Annotated in this window: 24 protein-coding genes; 4 read left to right on the forward strand and 20 right to left on the reverse strand. The window is 46.0% G+C overall.

Annotated elements, in window-relative coordinates:
- Positions 1-58: 58 nt before the first annotated feature.
- The 9 genes from GNP95_RS18840 to GNP95_RS18875 form a co-directional block, all read right to left on the reverse strand.
- The gene (locus tag GNP95_RS18840) at positions 59-2,038 is read right to left on the reverse strand and encodes an S-layer homology domain-containing protein (RefSeq protein ID WP_155612402.1); all 1,980 of its coding nucleotides are present in this window, start codon (positions 2,036-2,038) and stop codon (positions 59-61) included.
- 183 nt (positions 2,039-2,221) lie between these two features.
- The gene (locus GNP95_RS18845) at positions 2,222-2,680 is read right to left on the reverse strand and encodes a hypothetical protein (protein WP_155612403.1); all 459 of its coding nucleotides are present in this window, start codon (positions 2,678-2,680) and stop codon (positions 2,222-2,224) included.
- A 77-nt stretch (positions 2,681-2,757) separates the two neighbouring features.
- Positions 2,758-3,327, reverse strand: a complete 570-nt coding sequence (locus GNP95_RS18850; RefSeq protein WP_155612404.1) for a TetR/AcrR family transcriptional regulator — start codon at positions 3,325-3,327, stop codon at positions 2,758-2,760.
- A gap of 153 nt (positions 3,328-3,480) precedes the next feature.
- On the reverse strand, positions 3,481-3,645 hold the full coding sequence (locus GNP95_RS25830) for a hypothetical protein (protein ID WP_196427247.1): 165 nt from the start codon (positions 3,643-3,645) through the stop codon (positions 3,481-3,483).
- A gap of 38 nt (positions 3,646-3,683) precedes the next feature.
- On the reverse strand, positions 3,684-4,280 hold the full coding sequence (locus GNP95_RS18855; protein WP_155612405.1) for a 4Fe-4S single cluster domain-containing protein: 597 nt from the start codon (positions 4,278-4,280) through the stop codon (positions 3,684-3,686).
- Complete coding sequence (locus GNP95_RS18860; protein ID WP_155612406.1) at positions 4,280-5,335, reverse strand: helix-hairpin-helix domain-containing protein; 1,056 nt, start codon at positions 5,333-5,335, stop codon at positions 4,280-4,282. The genes GNP95_RS18855 and GNP95_RS18860 overlap by 1 nt, the downstream gene beginning before the upstream one ends.
- 5 nt (positions 5,336-5,340) lie before the next feature.
- Positions 5,341-6,096 carry a hypothetical protein gene (locus GNP95_RS18865; protein WP_155612407.1) on the reverse strand — a complete coding sequence of 252 codons (756 nt, stop codon included), beginning with the start codon at positions 6,094-6,096 and terminating at the stop codon, positions 5,341-5,343.
- Entirely contained in the window at positions 6,097-6,324 is a 228-nt protein-coding gene (locus GNP95_RS18870) for a DUF2997 domain-containing protein (RefSeq protein WP_155612408.1), read from the reverse strand.
- 144 nt (positions 6,325-6,468) lie between these two features.
- Positions 6,469-7,407, reverse strand: coding sequence for an aldo/keto reductase family protein (locus GNP95_RS18875; protein WP_155612409.1), 939 nt, complete (start codon positions 7,405-7,407; stop codon positions 6,469-6,471).
- A 160-nt stretch (positions 7,408-7,567) separates the two neighbouring features.
- Between GNP95_RS18875 and GNP95_RS18880 the strand changes: the two genes are divergently transcribed.
- On the forward strand, positions 7,568-7,912 hold the full coding sequence (locus GNP95_RS18880) for a winged helix-turn-helix transcriptional regulator (protein ID WP_155612410.1): 345 nt from the start codon (positions 7,568-7,570) through the stop codon (positions 7,910-7,912).
- A 36-nt stretch (positions 7,913-7,948) separates the two neighbouring features.
- On the opposite strand, the gene GNP95_RS18885 is transcribed toward GNP95_RS18880, so the two are convergent.
- Positions 7,949-8,755, reverse strand: a complete 807-nt coding sequence (locus GNP95_RS18885; RefSeq protein ID WP_413773764.1) for an SDR family oxidoreductase — start codon at positions 8,753-8,755, stop codon at positions 7,949-7,951.
- A 231-nt stretch (positions 8,756-8,986) separates the two neighbouring features.
- Here GNP95_RS18885 and GNP95_RS18890 point away from each other — a divergent pair, with 231 nt between their 5' ends.
- Positions 8,987-10,096, forward strand: a complete 1,110-nt coding sequence (locus tag GNP95_RS18890) for a DUF4303 domain-containing protein (RefSeq protein WP_196427248.1) — start codon at positions 8,987-8,989, stop codon at positions 10,094-10,096.
- Positions 10,097-10,251: 155 nt separating this feature from the next.
- Here the strand turns inward: GNP95_RS18890 and GNP95_RS18895 are convergent, their stop codons facing one another.
- Positions 10,252-10,926, reverse strand: coding sequence for a uracil-DNA glycosylase (locus GNP95_RS18895; RefSeq protein ID WP_155612413.1), 675 nt, complete (start codon positions 10,924-10,926; stop codon positions 10,252-10,254).
- 162 nt (positions 10,927-11,088) lie between these two features.
- Between GNP95_RS18895 and GNP95_RS18900 the strand changes: the two genes are divergently transcribed.
- On the forward strand, positions 11,089-11,433 hold the full coding sequence (locus GNP95_RS18900; RefSeq protein WP_155612414.1) for a hypothetical protein: 345 nt from the start codon (positions 11,089-11,091) through the stop codon (positions 11,431-11,433).
- 40 nt (positions 11,434-11,473) lie between these two features.
- Here GNP95_RS18900 and GNP95_RS18905 read toward each other — a convergent pair whose 3' ends face one another.
- Entirely contained in the window at positions 11,474-11,962 is a 489-nt protein-coding gene (locus GNP95_RS18905) for a MarR family transcriptional regulator (RefSeq protein ID WP_155612415.1), read from the reverse strand.
- Between the two features lie 161 nt (positions 11,963-12,123).
- Here GNP95_RS18905 and GNP95_RS18910 point away from each other — a divergent pair, with 161 nt between their 5' ends.
- Positions 12,124-12,867, forward strand: coding sequence for an NADPH-dependent oxidoreductase (locus tag GNP95_RS18910; protein WP_155612416.1), 744 nt, complete (start codon positions 12,124-12,126; stop codon positions 12,865-12,867).
- Between the two features lie 56 nt (positions 12,868-12,923).
- Here GNP95_RS18910 and GNP95_RS18915 read toward each other — a convergent pair whose 3' ends face one another.
- From GNP95_RS18915 to GNP95_RS18950, 8 genes are all read right to left on the reverse strand, one after another.
- Positions 12,924-13,682 carry an SDR family NAD(P)-dependent oxidoreductase gene (locus GNP95_RS18915; RefSeq protein ID WP_155612417.1) on the reverse strand — a complete coding sequence of 253 codons (759 nt, stop codon included), beginning with the start codon at positions 13,680-13,682 and terminating at the stop codon, positions 12,924-12,926.
- Between the two features lie 215 nt (positions 13,683-13,897).
- Entirely contained in the window at positions 13,898-14,818 is a 921-nt protein-coding gene (locus GNP95_RS18920) for a VOC family protein (RefSeq protein WP_155612418.1), read from the reverse strand.
- 153 nt (positions 14,819-14,971) lie between these two features.
- Positions 14,972-16,420 (reverse strand): ankyrin repeat domain-containing protein, encoded by a 1,449-nt coding sequence (locus GNP95_RS18925; protein ID WP_155612419.1) that lies wholly within the window; start codon positions 16,418-16,420, stop codon positions 14,972-14,974.
- Positions 16,421-16,594: 174 nt separating this feature from the next.
- Positions 16,595-18,145 carry a solute symporter family protein gene (locus tag GNP95_RS18930; protein WP_155612420.1) on the reverse strand — a complete coding sequence of 517 codons (1,551 nt, stop codon included), beginning with the start codon at positions 18,143-18,145 and terminating at the stop codon, positions 16,595-16,597.
- 3 nt (positions 18,146-18,148) lie between these two features.
- Positions 18,149-18,490, reverse strand: a complete 342-nt coding sequence (locus GNP95_RS18935) for a DUF485 domain-containing protein (protein WP_155612421.1) — start codon at positions 18,488-18,490, stop codon at positions 18,149-18,151.
- Between the two features lie 278 nt (positions 18,491-18,768).
- Complete coding sequence (locus tag GNP95_RS18940) at positions 18,769-19,926, reverse strand: cobalamin-independent methionine synthase II family protein (protein WP_155612422.1); 1,158 nt, start codon at positions 19,924-19,926, stop codon at positions 18,769-18,771.
- A gap of 125 nt (positions 19,927-20,051) precedes the next feature.
- A complete protein-coding gene (locus GNP95_RS18945; RefSeq protein ID WP_155612423.1) occupies positions 20,052-21,482 on the reverse strand; it encodes a PQQ-dependent sugar dehydrogenase in 1,431 nt (476 codons plus the stop codon).
- A 28-nt stretch (positions 21,483-21,510) separates the two neighbouring features.
- The gene (locus tag GNP95_RS18950; RefSeq protein WP_155612424.1) at positions 21,511-22,092 is read right to left on the reverse strand and encodes a hypothetical protein; all 582 of its coding nucleotides are present in this window, start codon (positions 22,090-22,092) and stop codon (positions 21,511-21,513) included.
- Positions 22,093-22,105: the final 13 nt, after the last annotated feature.

The raw sequence follows: 22,105 nt of genomic DNA on the forward strand, positions 1-22,105 counted from the left end.
GCACAATAAAAAAAGACACTAACCAATTTACGGTTAGTGTCTTCCCTTATGAAGGAACTCAAGAAGATTTCTTGCCAATTTTCATCGTTAGAATGCCTCTGAGATTGTCATACGACACCTTCACAGTTCTACCATTCAACTTAAACTGATCGGGAATGTCGTTGCGATTAAAGTAATTCCAAACCGTCTTCCATTTGTCTTCGAAGTAGAAGTGGAATAATTGCGCGGAAACGACCGGAATCTTAAACGATTCCGATAACGTCTCATTAGGCTCGCCGGGAGGCGTGCCCCATGCTGGAAACTGAAGCGTAACCTCCGTACCTTTATCATCTCCGCTAATCAAATTAATGGCTTTCGTAGCGCCGGTGATGCCAAATGTACGTCCTTCATTCGTAAATCCTAGCTCATCAGCGAAAGCCTGGAAGTTCTTTTTCGGATCAGATGACCACTTCGCCTTGAGCTGCGGCGCTTTCCACCCGCCTGGATATTCGACATTCGGGTCCAAGGGATTGAAGTCAAAGGTTGACGGATATTGTCCCTTGGTTCCAAAATAATTAGCCGTAGGGTTCTCAGGGACTGTCCCCACAAAGACCATTTGCGTTTTATTTTCCATCTGCTTATGGACGGGATAATACTCAGCAATGAACTCTAGTGGGACGAAGAGGGTGATATCCTTCATTATAGCTGTGACCTTTGTGTTCTCCGGTTGATTTCCGACTCGAGTGCCGATATATGTCAGTGATCCTCTTTTACTATCACCTCCATCCCATTCGAATTTCCATTGCAGGTTCTCTCCCATATCCAGATCATAAGTCGTCCAGTCGTCGCCCCGTGTATAGGATCCTCCCATGTCTTTTACAATATCGCTAACCGGAACATAGACGGTTCCATTCTTCGCGAACACCGGATCCAAGAATGTATTAAAGCCAGGTGCTCTCTTCAATACTCCATTGACGAATAGCGCATAGGGATCGGCATTTGAGACGGCCTCAGGGCTGTTATTTCTCTGTTCACCCCATCGTATGTGGTGGCCAAAGTAATACGAGGTGTGGATCGATGTCTTTCCTTTCCCTTGCGTCTCTCCAGTTTGCTCGTATCTATACGCTAGCAAATCTTTAACTAATGAACGCGCATCCTTCTCGCTCATAGGCAGCCCAAGGTCAACGAGAATGGAGGCCATAAGATTGATTTTGCTTTTATCCAGTGAAATGATCGTCATATGCCAATGCTCACCGAGATCAGCGTAAGCAAAGTCATCCAGCTGGAAGTCTAGATGAATGCCGCTGCCTTTAACTTCTGTCTGGTACCTTTCCCCATTGGAGGTCGCCGTTACTTTGACATTGGCCTTTTGGGCGACATTCTTGATTCGGCTGCCGAGAGTGTCCTTTAAAGGTACAGAGCTGTTTGACCGTTTAATCTTCCCTTCCTTATAATCCTTCACGCCTTTCAATAAAACAGCAGCATACGCACGGTTTAGCAGTTCTGCTGGGCCGTAATTTGTAAAGAAATCTCCCCTGTTGTTATATGTTCCTGAAGTCATGCCTTTTTGGTATAAATATTGCACAGCCTTCTTCGTAGACGGATGTTCGACATTCCCATTCAGGAGCAAATAGATAATTCGAGCCGCATCTGCTCGGGTGATATGAACCCTTCTTTTATCATCACCACTCACCCAATAGTCATCGAAAGAGTAAACTCCCTTCTGATCTAATAAGTCATATGCCCAATCAGACCACTCCTCTGATGTGGAATCCTCTTGGGATACTGTGCCCGCAGGCCTGCCGAACACAATGCTCACGGCTGTTACGATAAACTCCTCCTGCGTGACATACGCATTTGGTTTGAACGTTCCATCGTTATAGCCATTCATCAATTGGGCATTAGCCAGGTACTCAATGGCAGGCCTCGCCCAGTGATTGGAAGGTACATCCGTGAATCGCTGTTTTGCTGCATATGTATGGCCCATTGGAATGATAGAAATGGCAAGTATACCGCAAAGCATCATTATAAAAATTCGTGTTTTGTTGAAAAATCTCATGGTTCTCCTACTCCTTTATTATGGGTCTGAAGTCATTACTGTATGGCTGCGTTTCGCTCCCCATCCTCGTACGGAACACCACATCCTTTCAACACGGATCAAGCCAATCGGGACTTTTGGCACAAAAATAATAACACGGACGCCTCAGCAGCGTCCATGTAAAATCAACCAAATTTAATGTATCTATTCCGGTAATACAACCAATAGAAGAGCAATTACAAGAATCAGTTTAGTAAGCCGTTCAACCAGACGGTGGCCGGCATTTTGTTCCTTGCTCCCGACTGCATCGGCGGCATAAGCGTTCAGACGCTGCTTCAGCTGTTTATCGACAGCAAGCTTGCCAATCAGAGCTGCCAGCATCAGAAAGGCTAAGGCCAAGTGCCAATAGGCCGATGACAGCCGAGTGAGGACCCGGATCACGTCAACGATCAGTAATGCCGCGGCCGAGAGCAGCGCCAACCGATTATACCTGTTCCAGGCGTTAATGGATATCTCCTCAAACATCGGAGCCACATCCGAACCAGTACTTATGGCCAGCTTGGCGGATAACAGCGGACGAACTGCTGCGGCCATGACGATCCCCCCGCCAACGATGAGGGCCAGTGCAAAATTTTCAATGGCTTGCAAGATGAACATGAACATCGTAAACATCTCCCTTTTAGTTATAGTCCTAAGTTGGTCAACCAACCAAATTTATTTAAAAAAAGAAAAGCGGCCTCTTAATCCGTAATGTTATATCTAGCTCTCAGCATTTTCTCTAACTCTAAGTAGGCGCGGTCTATATCGAACTCCGGATTCAACAGCTTCTGCAAAGCCAACCCGTCAAAGCAGGCCAGCATAATGGCCGCCACCGAAGCTGCTTCTTCTCCGGCATCGCCGACAATCTTGTGCAGAATTGCCTCAATCCCGGTTCGTGCATTTCCCAGCAAGGCATTTACACTATCCGAAATTTGCGGATTGCGAAGCCCCAGGGCAAATAATTCGTATCGGAGTTTATACCAATCGGGCTGTCTTTCGACACGATCCTTAGGTTCGTTAAGAGCCGCCTTCGCGAGATGCTCCGCAGGTACGTTCGATTGAAGCCTCTGCATATCCTGCGTGTACTGCCTGGAGGAAGCAATTAGCAGATCGGTCAGAATTTCTTCTTTATTGCGGAAATAATAATGAATCAATCCGGGCGTAATCCCCGCCTCGCTGGCTATATCTTTAATGGATGCCTTCTCATATCCCTTTTCTGACATCACTTTATATGCCGCATCAACGACTTTATCCCGCTTTTGTTGTACCATGCAATCACCGCATTTCTAAATTTGGTTGGTTGACCAATTTAAATCAAATATAGCACAGCAGCAGACGGACTGCAATGCTTTGCTTGGTTATGCCAAGAGCCCAAAAGAAAAATAAGACACTAACCTTAATAGATCAGTGTCTTTCCGCCAAGTCTATTGGGCTGAGTCCCGCCTAACCGCAATAATACTCGGTTCTGCTCCGATGGTGCGGCGGAGCTTTTTTCTCGCTTCCACCGGTGTTCTGGCCGTGACCGGAGCTACTCGCTGTTCACCGCCGATTTCATAGGTGACCAGAAAACATTTCTCGCCACATCTCATATTGCATCTTCCTATCTCATTATTCAATACACAAACTATTATAGCAGCCTTCCAAACAGATCCTCTAAATCCTTAACTTCGGCTAGCCCGTTAACCTTCACCCTGCCGTCAGGCGCAAGACGCACCTCAAGCCTGTTCGGAATCTCTGCCAGCTGATCCTGGAGATGAAAGTACCGGTCCGTCAGGAAATGGTAGCGCTGATTGGAGGAACCTACCCAGGGCCGGCTTGTATCCAGCCTGTCTTTCTGAAAAGGCCCGTCGATCAGCAGATCGGTCACCGCCAATAAGTCGAGGTAATCCTGGTTTCCCGAGCTCCGCAAGTTCTCAATCAGGTAACCCGTGAAAGTCATTACTGACAGCCCCTCCTTCTTTAGGATGCCGCCTAACTTAGCCAACGCCCGGGCTTGGGCAAAAGGCTCCCCGCCCAGAAAGGTCACCCCTTCAACTTCAGGCCCCTGAAGAATCTGCTCCGCCAGTTGCTCTACCTCCATCGCAATCCCCCCGTCTGCCGCCCAAGTAAACGGAACCGCACAGCCAGGGCAATGAATGGGGCACCCCTGTACCTGAATACAGGCACGTATGCCGGGCCCCTCCACTCTCGTCTCAGGTATAAATTGATGTACTCGCAGCAGCATCAGTAATCCACCACCCGTGTGTTTGGCTTCAGAGGTGTTGGCGTTGAAGATACAGATGAATCTATTGGTGTAAAAATAACCTGCTTACGCAATCTCTCTACTTGGTGAGGCTTTAACCCTAATAATTCCCCCACCTCATCCATAGACCGGAACCCGCCAACCGCTTCACGCTGCTGCACGATTCGCTTGGCCCCGGCCACTCCGACGCCAAGAACTTCAATCAATTCCTCCATGGATGCAGTATTAACATCGACAAGGCCCATTTCATACGAAGCTTGCTTCGGCTCTAAGGCGAATTCGATCGAATCCTCCATAGACTGTGGTGTCGTCGGTACTAACCGCGAATCCAGCGGAGCTGGCGAAAGAACGGGGAAGACCAGTTCAGCCATCTCAGGCTGACTCATGAACGGGATCCAATCCGGCATGCCCGGCTTCCATACATGGGTCTCTTCCGGCCGAATTTGTCCGCTGCCCAGTAAACTTTTAATCAGATAAATATCGTATGGACCATAGGATTGACCGGCTATGGCTACCATCCATTTCTCTGTTGGCATAGGCATTGGTGGGGCGATGGGCGAGGCGACGGGTGGGGCGTTCACTTCATCCGGCGTGTGTTTGTCCTCAGATTCGGCTTGATCCCCCAATGCCGTAATGAGATAGCTCTGAATATCCTGAAGCAGCTGAACCAAGGCATCCTTATCAAATTGACCGGCAGACATACTGAAAAAGTTGCCTGGACCAAGCTCAATGTCATAATCTCCGCTCCGTATGACCGAGACCTGTATGAGCTCCTCCCAGCTCAGATAATTCTTCCTGGTATCCGTCGCCCAGTCATTGCGCCAATATACTCCGGCCTCGGTAATCAGCAGCCCATTTTTACCGCTGCCAAATACAGTAGCGTCTATAAAAGCAATGGCATGCCCCTGAACCTGGACGGATATCGCACTGCAAAACTTAGACAATTTGTTGAACGGAATCGCCTCTGCGACGAAATAGCCGGATCCCCAGTAACCCGCGCAAATGCGCTCAATTTTATTAAAATCTATGGATCTCATCCTGTTCAACCCCTGATGTTGATCGTAAGTACTATTGAGTTATCCTCCAGCACTTCTTCACTTTCGACAGTCATGTTCTTTGCTTCCACACGTTCCTTTAGCTTCTCATAGACCATGGACTGCAGGCAGCGTTTATAATCCTCATCTACATCGGACAGGTATTGATATACTTTGCGCAAATCCGGCGCATTGTGAACCTCGACGTAAAATGGGCTGTCATGGGATGGGGACTGCCTGAATATCAGCAGGGAATCCTCTACTCTGCATTTCATGCCGGAGCCCTCACGGACCGGGTTAACGCCGAATTCCTTCAGTGTTCTGAACAAAAGCTCCCCGTCCCGAAAATTGGTAGGAAAGGTCGCTACGGACTCGGCAGTCTCTGTGGCTGATGTCATGGTCATCGTGTCGCCCTGTACCTGAAGCTGCTCGAAAATCTGCCGCCCGGCCGCCTGATTGATCTCTGCCATGAATTCCCTGATTTTCTGCCTAGAATCGGATCTTCCAAAGACAGCTGTCCATTTGCCGTCATCGAGCTCCCAGAAGAAATACAGATCTTCCCCGTCGATATGGGTTTTATAGCTTCCTCCCCATTTTTCCGCATCGTACCCGGCCTTGCGCACCGTGCGCACGAGTTCATGCTCATTTTCAAAGGTGGAGGGCTCCTTCACTTGCATCGATTCGGCCCATCTGTCAAATTTGTCCTTACCCATCACCAGGCGCAGCGTAAGCGCGATAGGAACCAATGCGATAGAAACCGACATTTATACTCCTCCTTCTCTGGTCTTGATCTGATTTACATCCTGCTGCTGAACTCCTACTTGCTCCGTTTCATAATATTCATCCGTATATTCAGAATCTATCGTTTCCGCGTCGAGCAGTTGTTCGAGAACTTCTATATAATCCGTGCAGGATTTCCCCTTGATTCCGATAACGTCTGCTTTAATTTGTCCATCGGGAAAAATTTGGACCCGAATCTGTTTCTTTGCCATATCCCCCGCTCCTTTATCCAAATCTAAAATGTTATGTATTTATTCGACATACGGAAATATATCCCTGCCTCGACAAAAAAGGCCGTCCCAAAGCGGATCGCTTTTGAGTACGGCCTTTATCCTGTATGAAGCGGGGGGGGCTTCCTATTTCAAAATTTCTTCAATCCGGCTCAGAACGTCTTCGCTGAGCTCGATGCCCGACGCTTTGGCGTTCTCCGTGACCTGCTCTGGACGGCTAGCGCCCACGAGCGCGCTCGCTACGTTCTCATGGCTCAGAATCCAAGCCAGCGCAAGGTTGCCCACGGTAATTCCCAGCTCTGCGGCAATCGCCTCAAGCTGCCGAACCTTGGCAATCTTCTCCTCCGTGATGCCTTTGCGCACCCACTCGAGCTTCGCCGCGCGGCTGTCCTGCGGGATGTCAGTAGCGGACGTGTATTTGCCGGTCAGCAAGCCTTGTGCAAGCGGAGAGAAGACGACTTGCCCGATGCCGGAACGTTCACAGAGCGGAATGACTTCCTTTTCGATATAACGGTCGAACATATTGTACACAGGCTGGTTGACGACGATACGATCCAGCAGATAACGGTCGGCCACGCCAAGCGCTTCCGCGATCTGGGAAGCTTGCCACTCGCTGACGCCAGCATATAACACTTTGCCTTGGCGAATCAGATCATCGATAGCGCGCAGTGTTTCATGCAGCGGCGTTTCCGGATCATGGCGATGGCAGTAGAAAATATCCACATAATCGTGGCCAAGGCGCTTAAGGCTGGCGTTGGCCTGTTCTACGATATGCTTGCGCGACAGTCCGCGGTCGTTCGGTCCTTCGCCCATTGGCCAAAATGCTTTCGTTGCCAGCACGTAGGATTCGCGCGGATAAGCCTTCAGAGCTTTCCCAACCAGCTCCTCCGCGGCTCCCTTCTCATAAACATTGGCTGTATCGAAAAAGTTGATCCCCAGATCGTAGGCAGTTTTAATGGAATTTACCGCGTTCTCGCGTTCCACGTAACCGCCATATGTAAGCCAGCTGCCCAAGCTGATTTCGCTGACTTTAAGTCCGCTTCCGCCTAATCTTCTATATTTCATGGTGCAGGCCTCCTTAATTAAATGTTGTAACCCTTTTCAGTCTCCCTTTCCATTCTATATAATTTCATATACAATTTGAAGAAGTGAAATGTTGTTCACTTAATTATATGAGGTATAGGTACTATACATAATATAGTATGAATACTGGAGGGATGCTCTTATGACAACGGCCAAAAAAGCCAGCAGCTACATTCCAAAGACGCCTGAACATATCGAATGCAACATCGAAAAAACCTTGGATGTTCTAGGCGGTAAATGGGCATTTCTTGTCATTCGGGAGCTGTTCAACGGCACGCTCCGGTTCGGGGAGCTGCAGCGAAAAATTCCCAGCGTAAGTCCTCGTGCCTTGACCAGTACGCTCCGTCATCTGGAAGAGAAAGGGGTTCTAGAGCGGAATGTATTCCCGACGGTGCCCGTGACGGTCGAATATTCGCTGACTCCGAAGGGGCAGGATTTACACGTCATATGCCACGAGATGAAGCTGTGGGCGGCCCGCTGGACCTAGGCGCTTCATTCGCCAGCTCGGGTCTGCCTTAGCGTACTAACCCCGCAGCAGAGATTCCCCGCCATCGATATAGACGTCTGTACCCGTAATGTGAGACGAACGATTCCCGAGGAGGAACGACACCAGCTCTGCTACCTGCTGTGGACTGGCCGGCCGGTGCTCAAGCGGCATGCCGCCATGCGGTAATTGAACCGGCAGCTCCACGGCTTCGAGCTCAGGTTTCTCATCTATGCTCGCCTGAATATTCGTTTTCACCCCGCCGGGACAGATGGTATTCACGCGAATGCCGTATCCCGCCAGCTCGAGCGCAGCCATTTTGGCAAAAATGCTCAGCGCTCCCTTTGATGTGCTGTACGCCGACATCCCGACCTGGGAGATTACCCGGTTACCGCTCACCGAGCTTGTAATCACAACGCTTCCTCCCTGCCGCTTCAGATGCGGTATGGAATACTTGACCGTCAGAAAGACGCCTTTTAGGTTCGTGTCCATAACCTGATCCCAATTATCAGGCTCCATCTCTTCTATGGACGTTAGGTCGCCTACGATGCCGCCGTTTGCAAAGACGCCATCGAGCTTCCCCCACTTCTTGACGACCGACTGTACCGCTTCTTCGACATCGCCAGGTTTCGTCAAATCGCAAGGAACCGCCAAGGCCTCACCGCCCGCAGCCACAATGCGATCAGCTGTTTCTGCGGCTCCATCGAGATGAATATCGGCTACGCATACCTGCGCACCATACTCCGCCAGAAGCTCTGCCGCGGCCTTGCCAATACCCGATCCTCCCCCCGTTACCAAAACTGTTTTTCCAGATAGCTCGCCGTTCTGTTGCTCCATTTGGTTCATTCCTCCCTTTTATGGTAGGATCCCTTCTCGTTTATAATACCCTTGGCTGTACTCTTCGATTACCCGGCTTTACGATCTTTGAGTATTCCTTGGAAGTTTGGTCTCTACAAATGCTCCATCCGACCAATAAAGAGGAGAATGACCTTTAAAAAGAGAATGAACCCTCTTGAGGCTAATATTTTCCATATAAAATTATAATAAGGGGAGAAGTTGATGAACACTTATTACTCCATGCTCGGCAGACTGCTGCATGGGAAGACTCCGATTCATAAAGAAGGCTACTACATACTTTGTGAAGACCGCCATGTAAGGTACAATCTGGAGGGGCCGCTAAATGTAAAGGTTATTGATACGGAGCAGTTTGTACAAACCATAGTAAATGGATGCAAGGAGGTCATACAATCCTTTTCCAAAAGCCAGGATAACCAAGAGGTTTATGCGTTCAGCCTGTATGTCAATGAATATAAGTCGATTTATATATACATAAACAACATTCCAGAATTTCAAAAAAAGCTGCATGATCAGTATTCTCATTATGAGGATCCTAGCTATATAAATTCATTGAAATATAACTTAGGGGACTTTAGCTTTCAATTTTGGAGCAAACATATGAGCGAATTCGGTCAACTCCTCGATGATTTCGAGAAATTTGAAGACTCCCCATCCTATGAGAGAGACGAAGAACCGCTCCAACCAGGAGATCAACCCGTTATCGCACTTGAAGCGGGAATTATAGACTCTGGATATTACGCGCTTATCTTAGAAGCCGTGGTAAGGTTGAAAGCTGAGAATGCTTTTGACTCCTTAAATACGACGCCAAACTTTATAGCATTCGCCTCAACAGACAATGACTATCTAAATTACAGCATTATGATGCGTAAAACGATTGAACCGGACGTATTTTACACCGTGTTCCCCGATTTAAGAGATATGGATGCACGATTTGAAGTATGGGTCAGTCAAAATCGTCGATTATCGGCGGGCGATGTCTTGGATCACTTGCAAGATATATTCCTTGATAATTATAACTCGAGCTTTCCTTTCTCCGTAAATCGGTGCGCCTATGATATATTTGAACAGCTCGGGCATTTAGGGAATTCTCTAGCGGAAGAGTGCTTAAAGCGACTACATAACTATACTACTACGATAGAGCAGCTGGACCGAGAGCAATTTGATTTGATTAGCAGCTACATAGAGGCATTGTACTTCGCAGGAGAATTAACCTTAGAGCAAAAAAGTGCCTGTTCACAACTAGCTAATAGGTTTCTAGAGCAAGACGAAGACTTAATTGATATAGCCAGGGAATTGAATGCTTTATCCCTGTATTCGTCACCTTTTTAGGGGGATTTCATAGTGTTACCTGCAATTACAAATAAAATCAGGTTGTATCGTAGTTGGGGTAAACCTCAACAGCAAAACCCGCTCAATTGAGCGGGTTTTCTGTAGTGTTTATACCGGCGTGGATGTATGAAAGGAAAACGAGGGAGCAAATTTTCTTACAGGTTAGGGATTTGCCAATCTATTTCTTGAAGCCCCATCTTTCGCAGAAATGCGTTAGTACGAGAAAACGGCCTGCTGCCAAAAAAACCTCTATGGGCAGACAACGGACTCGGATGCGGCGAACGAATGATCATATGCCGCGGGTTCGTAATAAGCTCTGCCTTCTTCTGGGCGTGGCTTCCCCATAACAGGAATACGACAGGCTCACTTTTCCGGTTCACCGTCTCAATGACTTTATCCGTGAAACTTTCCCATCCCCTGTTTCTATGAGAATTCGCTTCATGCGCTCTGACCGTGAGCACAGTATTTAGAAGCAATACCCCTTGCTGCGTCCATGTAAGCAGATGACCATTATTCGGAATGAAGCAGCCCAAATCATCCTGCAGCTCTTTAAACATATTCTGCAAGGATGGAGGTGTGCTTATGCCCTCTTGAACAGAGAAGCTTAAGCCGTGAGCCTGTCCCGGTCCATGATAAGGATCCTGACCCAAAATGACCACTCTCGTGTCAGCCAGCGATGTATAGTGCAGAGCGTTAAAAATGTCGTATTTATCCGGAAAAATGGTCTTCGTTCGATATTCATCAATGAGAAATTGCCGCAGCTTTAAGTAGTATGGCTTCGAAAACTCCTGCTCTAATTCTGGTACCCAGTCGTTCTTCAGTATAGCCATTCCAAGTTCTATCCTCCCGCGAATAAGTAAATATAACTAAATTATATCATAGGGTTCTTTTCTCGTTCGGTCTTGATGTTGCATCTCTATGTAGAGATCGTTTATATAGTAGAATACTAGTATGAATATAAACCTTGTTACCTGGCTGAAGGAGATCTCATAATGAACCAACCATTAAGTATTATCCTGGATAAGTGGAAACGAAATGGGATTGTAACGATCGGCGGCATATTAATCGGGGCAGGACTTGCCGATTCCCTCATCGCCCTGAATCAACTGGATTTAAATCAAATCGCTAGAGGGCTAACCATCTTTGGTGCAGGCCTCACCATCCTAGTCATCATGGATAACTCCAAAACGCAAAAGAACACCGAGAAAATCCAAAAAGAAACCCAGCTTCGGTTAGAAAAAGTAGAGGAAAAGCTAAATACAATGCATCAATCTCAACAAATAACTAAAGAACAGCTGCATGAAATAAAAGAACTGCTGAAGCCATCGAATTCATAGAGAAGCCCCTCTAACCCCTGCCAGCTTGGAACCCCGCAAGCTACTTCAGACTAGCGAGTTTCTCCAGAAAGTCTGCCACAATTTCCAAAGATGGCGCATCGAAGCTCGCCAACAGCTCCATTGCTTTCTGATCCTTCTCCTGGTGAAACAGCCGATGCAGTTCGGCCAACTCGGCGCCAAGCGGAGTCACGGAGAAATAAATTTCCTTCAGGTTGTCTGGCAGCTGGGTTTTCTGAATCAGGCCCTGCTCCAGCAATTTACGGGTAATTTTGGAGACGGCGCCTTTCGTTAAACCCATTTCGCGGGCGATATCGATTCCTATAATGCCGTCATGCATATAGATGACGTCCAGAACATGCAGGCTGGAGATGGATAGGCGGGGCACCAGCTTTTTCAGCCGATGGTCGGCGACACGCTCCGTCAGCCAAAGCCGATCTTGATCCTCGTCGCTTTCGCTGATGAGGATCCGGTATATTGATTTTTCGATGCGATTTTTGAGCTGAAGCAAATCATCATTTATATCTGGCATAAGGCAAGCCTACCTTTTTTTCTTTCCATTATATCATGGTTTCCGCGGAAACCATTTGACAGACTGTTACATCCTTGCTAATATTGTTTCCATGGAAACCATAATGCGAAATGCGGTCTTCATGCAGCTTCTAAAGAAACCATATTGGGAGGGAATTTGATATGAATGAGGTTATCCAAGTCATCCGCCAGCATCGCTCCATCCGTAAGTTTAAAAATATTCCATTGACCGGCGAGCAAATCGAAGCCATCATCGACGCAGCACAAATGGCGCCAACTTCGGCGCATATGCAGCCGTTCTCGATCATCGGCGTCACGGATCAGGAGCTGCTAAAGAAGATCGCAGCCCGATCGGAAAATCCGTGGATCGAGGAATGCGGCTACTTTTTTATCTTTTGCGCTGATCTTCACCGCATGATGCTGGCCGCCGCCCCCGACCAGCAGGAAAAAATGGGCGCCAACCTGAACTTCTCGTATTTTTACCAGACTGCTGTGCTAAGCTCCGCGCTTGCCCTGCAAAACGCCAATTTGGCGGCCGAATCGATGGGGCTAGGCGCCGTGATCATCGGCGGGATTACCGGGGCTCTGCCCGAACTGGACCAATGGCTTGAACTGCCGGACTTCGTCATTCCTTTGGTGGGTCTTGCGGCAGGCGTCCCCGATGAATTCCCGGAGCAAAAGCCACGGTTGCCAAGGTCTGCCGTGTTTTTTGAAAACCGGTACAACCCCGATCTTAAAGCACAAGTCGAGCGGTATGACCGTGAAATTGAGGAATATTACGGCGCCCGAACGAACAACAAGCAGAAGGCCAGCTGGTCCGGGAAATTTATCGCTATGCTGGATAAGGATTTGCCATTGGGCGGATATACGGAATATGTGAGGAGTAAAGGCTTTGATCTGAAATAGCCTGACATTTGAATGAACACCAGTAGAATCGGGTTGAAGCGAACAATTCCTACAGATTAGTGAGCAACTTGTCCGCCATCAACGGCATAAACATATCCGTTACAGAAGCTTGCCGCATCGGAAGAAAGGAATATGACCATTTCAGCGATTTCTTCCGGTTTAGCGGCACGGCGCATGGGAACGTTTGAAGTAACTTCAGCCCATTTATCTTCGTCGTCTTTCCACATTTGAGTCATGGGCGTTTCAGTTAAACCTGGTGCAACGCTGTTAACACGAATGCCGTCTTGTGCGTAGTCAAATGCTGCTGCTTTGGTTAAACCGGTAACCGCATGTTTGGCAGCAACATAGGGCGCCATATTAGGATCGGCGATTAAACCCGCTACAGAAGCAGTATTTACAATGGTACCACCGCCGTTCGCAACCATATACTCAAGTTCATATTTTACCGCAAGAAATACGCCTTTGACGTCAACGGCCATAACTTTATCAAATACATCTTCTTCAATTTCTGCGAATTTTGCGGGTTTATTTAATATTCCTGCATTATTGAAGGCATGATGCAATCCGCCAAAATGCTTTACTGTTTGTTCAACAAGTGATTTTACGTCTTTCGAGTTTGTTACATCCGTTTTAAAAAATACGGCTTCTCCGCCTTCTTTTTGAATCAGTTCAACTGTTTCATTTGCTTGCTCATTCACGTCACCAATGGCTACCTTCGCACCACGACGTGCAAAAGCAATCGCTGTGGCACGGCCAATACCGGTTGCAGCTCCAGTAATTAATACGACACGGCCTTCAAAATCCTTTAGGCTCATCTCATTACCCCCTGAATTTTTTAATTATTAAGCCTCTCGGATTTAATATTCCGTTGCCGTCCCTAGATTATTCGCTGCGCCTATCTCAACTAGTTTCCATAGAAAGCCGAATTGGAAAATAGGAAAACCCGCTCAGTGAGCGGGTTTCCGTATGAGGCGAACCGTCGATGTAAGACCACAATTCGCCGCCGTTAAATCATTGGCACAAAGTCACATTATCTGTTGTAAGCTTCCTGTAATTTCGCAAGATCAAATTTCTTCATTTTAAGAAATGCTTCTGTGACGGAAGCCATCTGCTCCGGTGTGCCCTTGCTCATCATCTCGTCCATCTCTCTCGGCACGATCTGCCAGGACAGACCATACTTATCTTTCAGCCAGCCGCATTGCTCGGCTTCAGGAACTGCAGAGAGCTTGTCCCAGTAGTAGTCAATTTCATCTTGTGTGTCGCAATACACGACAAATGAAACTGCCTCGTTGAAGCTGAATTTATGCTCATGCGCGCTGTCCATGGCGGTAAACCACTGATTTTCCAGCATGAATTCAGCAAACATGATCGTCCCTTCTTTATCGGGCTCCATGCCTTGGGGGTAGCGGGCAGTAAGTCCCTGCTTGGAATTCTTAAATACGGACAAGTAAAAATGAATCGCCTCTTCCGTTTTCCCGCATACCTCACCGACAAACAACATCGACGGTAGGATCGCAGGGCGCTCTTCGCCTTCCGGGTTGGTAAGAATTAACTGCCATGTCATACCGTACTTATCCTGAATCCATCCATATCTTTCACTGAACGGATACTTATCAAGCGGCATTAACGCTGTGCCGCCATCCGATAATTTGTTCCAAACCTCATTCAATCTCTCTTCCGCATCTTTGTCTCGAGAGGGGTCAAAATTAACCATGATAGACACTGACGGATTGATTTTAAAATGAGGTCCCGCGCTGATCGCCATAAACTTCTGACCCCAAATTTCAAAGGAGACTAGATCACTATCGCCAGACGGTGTGTTATGTAATGTGGTGACACTCGTCATTTTTGAGTCCGGGAATAAGGAGACGTAAAACTCTGCTGCTTCTTTTGCCTCCTTGTCGTACCATAAATGCGGAACGATTTTTTGATCTGTTAAACGAATTGACATGATTCAACAGCCCCTTTGTGGAGGATTTTCGACACCTCTATATTGTTACACACTGATGGGTTGGTAAACCTATATATAAATTATAAAGACCGTTAACCATTTCTATAATAGTGATGAACCGCTCCATCTAGAATACTCGCAGCACCGCTTCTCTTACCATTGCTCAAGAAGACTTGAGGTCTCGTAGTTATTATATTGATTGGCATAATCTAATGCTGTCAACCCATTAGTGTCTTTCATATTCACGTCGGCTCCCGCTTCAAGTAAAACCGTGACAAGCTCATTATTACCATACATAGCCGCATTCATTAAAGCTGTTAAGCCTTGAGAATCCGTCATATTTACATCATCTCCTGCATCGGTCAGCATCGTATATATTTCTGTATCCGCTAAATCGCTGCGCCCTGCAATGGCTTGTATAACTCCTACGGGATTCGCTCCATGCTCTAACAATAACCGCAGCATTTCATGATTATTACGGGCTGCACTGTAATATACAAAGCTCTCCGACCATTGCCCAAAACCAGTACTGCCATTTGCATCTAGGCCCCCATTTAAAAGCCTCTCCATCTGATCGATGTCCATGTTTTGCATTGCATTATCTGCTGCCGCTTGCATTTCAATCTGTTTTTCGTCTACGGGCGATGCCCCACTCTCGAGAAGCAGATTGGCGATTTCAGAGTAGCCTTTATATACAGCGTACCATAACACGGAAATGCCATCCGAGGATTCAATTTCGCCATCATTAGTCGAGACCATTGCATCAGGATTCGCCCCTGCCCGCAGTAACTCCCTAGTTTCATACGAATTATTATTTACCACAGCCTCACTCAATTCTGAGTGCAGCGATTCATTGTACACCTTAGCACCTGCTTGCCTTAATATTTCCACAATTTCCTTGGCTGCCCCAGTACCGTTTTTATAATCTGCTAGCAATAATACAGATACTCCTTCTTTCGTTGTATTGGGATCTGCGCCTAGATCTAATAAACTTCTCACATCATCGACACTATCACTCAATACAGCAACAGTAAGCAATGCTGAAGGTGTTGTATCGGAGGCCTGTGTCTGTTCGATGATCTCATCAAAAGCGATATTACTCAGAGTCTCGAATACCGATTTATATGTATATGTAATTTGTTCAACTTTAAAAGAACTATCTAGGAAAAAGAAAATAAGTCTATCATTTTCATCAATATATACTGCCTCTTTCTCCTCATCTTCCCTTGGATTCAGTTCACTATATGATCTTATTAATTGGACATATGAGGTGCCCACATTAACTCCATCAGCAGTTTTATATTCTTTATCTGTAGTCTCAATGGAGACTACCTTATCATCAAGAATTCCAAAAGAGAGCTCACCATATTTATATGAAGTCGCTATTTCATTGGACTGAGTTTCGACAACTTGTCCTTTGGTCAAGGGATAACCCAACTTTTCAATTAACTTATCCGTACTATCACCAAGCATGATCCCATGCACGACGAACTTATCTCCGCTTTGTTTGCCAGAAGACAACGAGTTATCCCTATCCGTTGTACATCCAGTTAGAATGGTTAAAGTAAACACTAATATAGCAATGACGACTCTTGTATGCATGAATCCACCCACCGTATGTTTTTCAAACTATTTTACTATATGTAGGTAAATCTTACTAACGTAAAAATATTTATAACATAAGCAGGCTGCGGATTTCTGCACGAAAAAAAACCACCAAACCGTAGGTTTAGTGGCTTATTTAATGGATTCCCTAAGATAGGTTAGACTGCCAGCTTACATCACCGTGTTACCCATTCCCGTATTGGAACGGACGAGAATCTCATCGTATTCCACTTGGTTGTCTGCTTTGCCTGTCTTACGCGACAGCATGGTGCCAACAAAACCAGCGATGAAGCCAAGCGGAATAGAGACAATACCCGGAGTCGTAAGCGGAAACCATGGTTGCCCAACGAACATCGCCTTTCCGGCTTCCGGATGAAACACGTTTGGACTGACGATAACGAGTCCCACAGAGGCGATCAGACCCACCACCATAGCCCAGATCGCTCCGTTTGTATTGAATCGCCTCCAGAAGATCGTATATAGAATAACAGGCAGGTTCGCACTGGCAGCAACGGCAAACGCCAGCGATACCAGGAAGGCAACGTTAAGATTTTGAGCAAATAAGGCCAGGATAATCGAAATGACAGAAATGCCGATGGAAGCGTACCGGGCCATATTGACCTGCTGCTTCTCGGTCGCTTTCCCTTTTCTCAAAATCTGATTGTAGAAGTCATGGGAGAAAGCAGCCGCAGCGGTAAGCACAAGCCCTGCTACAACGGCGAGAATGGTCGCGAAGGCTACGGCCGAGACAAAGGCAAACAGCATATTGCCGCCCAGCGCTTGTGCGAGCAGCGGAGCAGCCATATTCCCCGCCTTATCCGCAGCAGTGATATCGCCATTTCCAACGAAGGCAGCCGCACCAAAGCCCAGAAAAATCGTCATCACATAGAAAAGGCCAATAATCCAAGTTGCGTATACCACGGAGCTGCGGGCTATTTTTGCATTCTTCACCGTAAAAAAGCGGACAAGAATATGAGGCAGGCCTGCAGTTCCAAGGACTAATCCCATCGTCAAGGACAGGGTATCCAGCCCATCTTTATACTTCACGCCAGGATCAAGAAATTTCTCCTTGAGCGGCGTTGCTTCTTTGACTTGATCGAACATGCCTGTGATGCTCCAGTTGAACTTGTGCAGCACCAAAATCGAGATGAGAAGCGTTCCGGCCATCAGTAGAACCGCCTTAGTAATCTGTACCCAGCTCGTCGCGTGCATTCCGCCAAAAGTGACGTAGACGGTCATGAGAATCCCTACGATGATCACGGAGGTTGCAAAATCAATGCCGAGAAGCAGCTTGATCAAAGCTCCTGCACCTACAAGCTGGGCAATCATGTAGAAGATGGAGATGACCATCGTATTAAACGCAGCAAAACCGCGAATTTTTGCCGTTTTAAAGCGAACGGCGATCATATCCGCAAACGTATATTTTCCTAAATTTCTTAAAGGCTCCGCAACCAAGAATAGAACGACTAAGTAAGCGACGAGGAATCCGATACTGTAGAAGAATCCATCAAATCCAGCTAATGCAATCGAGCCCGCAATCCCTAAGAACGAAGCCGCTGACATATAGTCTCCGGCAATCGCCATTCCGTTCTGCCAGCCGGTCAATCCGCCGCCAGCCGTATAAAATTCGCTGGGTGAATTATTTTTTTTCGAAGCCCAATATGTAATAACGAGGGTCAGGGCAACGATAGCTAGAAACATAATAAATGCAGCTGTATTCATCGTCTACCTCTCCTTCTGAGCGATAATTTGATCGGAGATTTCATCGAACTTGGCCGCTTTTTTGTAGTAGATCATACAGAGCGCCCAGGTCATAATAAATTGCAGAAAGGCAAAGACCCAAGCCCATGTGATACTGCCGTAAAAGGGGTGGTTCAAGATGTTCGTGTAGGAAGTCAGAATCGGCAGAGCGAAATAGAAGCAGAGGAAGAAGATCGTGAAAGGAATAATAAATGCTTTCTTGATTCGAATCAGCTTTCTAAATTGATCCGATTTCGCGATGGATGAGTATTGTGCGGGAGTTAGCTTCTGCCTTTTCCGATCAGCGGTTAACGGTTTACTTACCATCGGTAATCCCCTCTCATTCAATGTAATTTACCTGCAAAGTATAAATACGAAGCGCTTCCAACATCTCGTCAAATTATTAAGGGCCACCACCTTTAACAATATGTGAACAATTTATGAATATGCAATTTGAAAATATTATACAACAAGGATTAAAATTGTAAATATATTAATTTATTTATATTTTATGTAATCCACGAGAAGCCTGTGCGATGTCTACAATTTTACTCTTAAAATGAGAAAACCCGCTCAAAGAGCGGGTTTTCAGTAACACATTCCTATTAGTTCCAATATTCCCGGGCAATTCTTTGTCCTTGATTAATTTTTGCCCACTGCTCAGCCTCAGTTAGTTCATTACCGCCATCACAGGAGGCAAATCCGCATTGATGGGACAGCAGCAATCGATCCTTGTCAATAATACGCGATGCTTCATCAAGCATTCTGAGGACACGCTCTTCATCATCCAGTGTATTCGTTTTAGATGACAACAAGCCAAGCACAATCTCTGTTTCCGGCTTATCCTTGAAGACGGCAAGCGCCTCAAGCGAACCTGCGCGTTCATCATCCCACTCCAGGAAGAAACGGTCATATTTAAGCTGCTTCAAGAACAGATTAGCAATCTTCACATAGGAGCCGCCACCCATATTCCGGGAGTCATAGTTGCCACGGCAGTTGTGCGTCCACATTTTCAAACCTAAGCTATGGCCAAAATCAATCAATGTATTGTTAATGTCAATAAATTCAGCAGCAAGAGCTTGGACTTCCTCTTGATTGATATTCTCACCGGTATACGGAGAATTCGGGTTGTCATCCGCAAAAAGTTCCCATAAGCAATCGTCAAATTGCAGGATTTTCCCGCCAGCCTCCGCAAACTCCTCAACAAATTCCTTATATGCTTTGACGAGGCCATTTTTAAGCTCATGGCGATCTTTATAAACCGCATCTTTGCCGCCAATGTTATCCGACCAGGACAACTCGCCAAAAATATGGGATGGCGAAGGCACGCATAGCTTCGTTTCACGGTCGCCAGCAAGAGCTTGGAGTTGTTTGAAGATGCCAATGAAATGATGATTCTTTCCGCTCAATTCACCTGTAATGCGCAAACCAATATCTTTTCGCGTCTCATATTTCGAGCTTCCATCAATGTCACGGAAGAAATATCCATGATCCGCAATATAGCGATCAACTCCTTGAAACCCCCACACAAAATCTAGATGCCACATGGATTTGGAATATTCGCCATCCGTAATAATGGACAAATCATGCTCAATTTGTTTTTCAACAACAGCCTTAATTGCCTCTGTTTCACACTGCTCATAACCCTCAAAATCTTGATAGAACGGATAGCTGATGTCATCCCGATGTTCTATTTGTGTTTTATATTTCAAAAGTTCAGACGGCCGCAACAAACTGCCTACTGTTTGGAACTTACTGCTCATTCAAAAAACCTCCTCGTTGTCTCACCTCGTAATGCTCTGATTGTAGCATGGAAGAGGTATTATAACGTAACACCCAAAAGTCATAACTAGTTATAGCTAAAAGCTATAACGGGAATGGCTACGAATTATGGAACAATTTCAAAAACAGTACCTTGGTTGAAATCAGTTACTTTCATAGAGCTGTAAACCCCTAAATATAGTCTGGTTTGATCTAAATTCGACCCCAAACTCACATAATAAGCGGATTGAGATCCAAAATTATAATCGGTTTCAATCACACTAAAATCATTTAGTTTACAATCCGCTCTTACCCTAGTATAAGCTAAAACCCCTTTAACCTGAGAGCCATCCCCTTCATTCCGGGCAAGATCGGTAAACACAACGCTACCCGTTAAACTAGGAATTTGATTCCCTATATATGACTGGACACCTGTAAGTGCAGTTCCTCCAAATTTATCAGGTCTGGGATCTTTATGATAATAACTTGTTACAGGCTGAATTCGCCTCACAGAAGTTTGTATGGCTTCATCGTAATAAGCAATTGTTTTCTCATCCAAAGTCGGATTTGCAGAGCAGCCCCTTATAAACGAAGCAGGAAAAGCTCCTTCCCATCCTCGCCAGCCAAAGTTAATAAATCCTTCTGGATCAAGTTCAGAATTCATTATAGAAGCTTGAATAAGCTGAGTAACCGGTATGGGTTTATAATGAACGAATGAAAAAATCGATTCTACCAAATCCTGACCAACATTTCCCACATATTTGATATAAGAATTATAATACCTTTGAAATGAAATGCCTGGGATATTACGAACCCCTTTGGCAATAACCGTAAGGGTTTCCTGAATAGGTGCGGGAAGTTCATCAAAACGTGTGACTACAGGTGGATCATCGATAAATGTATGCTTAGCTACATCAATTTCTATGATTTTACCAGCTATGTCCATATCATCCTGACTTAAATTAAAGGGATCATACCCTGATCCTCCATCTCCGGTTGTTAGAATAAGCTTTCCTGTTTCGGGTGAAAAGTTTAAGCTATTGACACCGTTATGATTAAAAAATGGCCTTCTTAAGTGAAGTAGTGTCCGCCGTTTACGAGGTTGACCATTCGTCTGTAAAATCCATTCTTCGACGGTATCAATATGATCATACTGAGTTTCTCTATTTACCCACCTTAAGTTTAAAGTTCCGGGATCGCACGGATTAGGCTTAAAAGGTTCAGAAAGAGCACCTGGCCCTTGTGTTCCAGCTACTGAATAATGAAGATAAAACAGACCGTTATAATAAAACTTGGGATGAAACGCCAGCCCTAGCAATCCCCGTTCATCATATCCACCACGAGAAACACCCGGTTCAGAAGTACCTAGCTTGATGACTTGGGGGCGAATATCCAAAAAAGTTCTTACAACTCCATTACCTATGTAAAAAATCTCTCCTACCTGGGTTGCAATAAACAAACGTTCAACTGAATCACCCGGAAGTATAGCTGTTTTCATAACAGTGGGTAAATTGATCTTACTTACAATAGGCCGTAAACTCACCTTAACTTTCATCAACTAACATCACACTCCTTCCCCTTAATTATTATTTTTGCACGGCTTTTTTTAATCTCGCTAATAGCCGGAGACTAATTTCCGTCCATATCCCGCTATAAAGCAAGCTAAAAAGAAAGACATACACGCTGATGTCAACCTGAAAGTTTATTGAAACCGTCGGTCCGAGTATTGGAAAGCGAAAGGCATATACCACTAGCGCAATACCCATCCATAACGCGACTGAGGAAAATAATATAACCTGAATCCGATTTTTGAAATGTGTCATGCCGAAGCCCAATGCTAACCCAAGCAATCCTGTAGTAAATGGAAAGACGATTAATTCGCTGGGTTGAAGAAGAAGCAATAACAAGCAGCTAAGTGCATACGCAGTAAGGCCCGAGCGTAACGTAATGAGCGTCGATAATACAATTGGGGCAGTAGAAAACGGGCTGATCAAGTATCCCGCTCCCGGCAAAAATCCTCCCGCCGATTGGAGTAATGCAGTAAGCGCGCTGAAGAACGCAATGATGATCAGTGTTTTTGTTTGATTTTCATCAGCCCGGGGTAATATTCTTTCGCTCTCCATTTGTGGCAACGGTTTTGTCCAATAATTTAGGAGAAGTTTACGCATGGCTCCGAAGCCT

This window comes from Paenibacillus woosongensis (assembly GCF_009725165.1).
GTDB lineage: Bacteria > Bacillota > Bacilli > Paenibacillales > Paenibacillaceae > Fontibacillus > Fontibacillus woosongensis.

What these genes read in the sequence shown, in the direction of transcription:
- GNP95_RS18940 (WP_155612422.1), bottom strand. Translation starts at nt 19,926, where the DNA reads ATGAGCAGTAAGTTCCAAACAGTAGGCAGTTTGTTGCGGCCGTCTGAA.
- GNP95_RS18840 (WP_155612402.1), bottom strand. Translation starts at nt 2,038, where the DNA reads ATGAGATTTTTCAACAAAACACGAATTTTTATAATGATGCTTTGCGGT.
- GNP95_RS18875 (WP_155612409.1), bottom strand. Translation starts at nt 7,407, where the DNA reads ATGAAATATAGAAGATTAGGCGGAAGCGGACTTAAAGTCAGCGAAATC.
- GNP95_RS18910 (WP_155612416.1), top strand. Translation starts at nt 12,124, where the DNA reads ATGAATGAGGTTATCCAAGTCATCCGCCAGCATCGCTCCATCCGTAAG.
- GNP95_RS18890 (WP_196427248.1), top strand. Translation starts at nt 8,987, where the DNA reads ATGCTCGGCAGACTGCTGCATGGGAAGACTCCGATTCATAAAGAAGGC.
- GNP95_RS18915 (WP_155612417.1), bottom strand. Translation starts at nt 13,682, where the DNA reads ATGAGCCTAAAGGATTTTGAAGGCCGTGTCGTATTAATTACTGGAGCT.
- GNP95_RS18895 (WP_155612413.1), bottom strand. Translation starts at nt 10,926, where the DNA reads ATGGCTATACTGAAGAACGACTGGGTACCAGAATTAGAGCAGGAGTTT.
- GNP95_RS25830 (WP_196427247.1), bottom strand. Translation starts at nt 3,645, where the DNA reads ATGAGATGTGGCGAGAAATGTTTTCTGGTCACCTATGAAATCGGCGGT.
- GNP95_RS18880 (WP_155612410.1), top strand. Translation starts at nt 7,568, where the DNA reads ATGACAACGGCCAAAAAAGCCAGCAGCTACATTCCAAAGACGCCTGAA.
- GNP95_RS18900 (WP_155612414.1), top strand. Translation starts at nt 11,089, where the DNA reads ATGAACCAACCATTAAGTATTATCCTGGATAAGTGGAAACGAAATGGG.
- GNP95_RS18930 (WP_155612420.1), bottom strand. Translation starts at nt 18,145, where the DNA reads ATGAATACAGCTGCATTTATTATGTTTCTAGCTATCGTTGCCCTGACC.
- GNP95_RS18850 (WP_155612404.1), bottom strand. Translation starts at nt 3,327, where the DNA reads ATGGTACAACAAAAGCGGGATAAAGTCGTTGATGCGGCATATAAAGTG.
- GNP95_RS18950 (WP_155612424.1), bottom strand. Translation starts at nt 22,092, where the DNA reads ATGCGTAAACTTCTCCTAAATTATTGGACAAAACCGTTGCCACAAATG.
- GNP95_RS18870 (WP_155612408.1), bottom strand. Translation starts at nt 6,324, where the DNA reads ATGGCAAAGAAACAGATTCGGGTCCAAATTTTTCCCGATGGACAAATT.
- GNP95_RS18865 (WP_155612407.1), bottom strand. Translation starts at nt 6,096, where the DNA reads ATGTCGGTTTCTATCGCATTGGTTCCTATCGCGCTTACGCTGCGCCTG.
- GNP95_RS18935 (WP_155612421.1), bottom strand. Translation starts at nt 18,490, where the DNA reads ATGGTAAGTAAACCGTTAACCGCTGATCGGAAAAGGCAGAAGCTAACT.
- GNP95_RS18860 (WP_155612406.1), bottom strand. Translation starts at nt 5,335, where the DNA reads ATGAGATCCATAGATTTTAATAAAATTGAGCGCATTTGCGCGGGTTAC.
- GNP95_RS18855 (WP_155612405.1), bottom strand. Translation starts at nt 4,280, where the DNA reads ATGCTGCTGCGAGTACATCAATTTATACCTGAGACGAGAGTGGAGGGG.
- GNP95_RS18920 (WP_155612418.1), bottom strand. Translation starts at nt 14,818, where the DNA reads ATGTCAATTCGTTTAACAGATCAAAAAATCGTTCCGCATTTATGGTAC.
- GNP95_RS18905 (WP_155612415.1), bottom strand. Translation starts at nt 11,962, where the DNA reads ATGCCAGATATAAATGATGATTTGCTTCAGCTCAAAAATCGCATCGAA.
- GNP95_RS18925 (WP_155612419.1), bottom strand. Translation starts at nt 16,420, where the DNA reads ATGCATACAAGAGTCGTCATTGCTATATTAGTGTTTACTTTAACCATT.
- GNP95_RS18845 (WP_155612403.1), bottom strand. Translation starts at nt 2,680, where the DNA reads ATGTTCATGTTCATCTTGCAAGCCATTGAAAATTTTGCACTGGCCCTC.
- GNP95_RS18885 (WP_413773764.1), bottom strand. Translation starts at nt 8,755, where the DNA reads ATGAACCAAATGGAGCAACAGAACGGCGAGCTATCTGGAAAAACAGTT.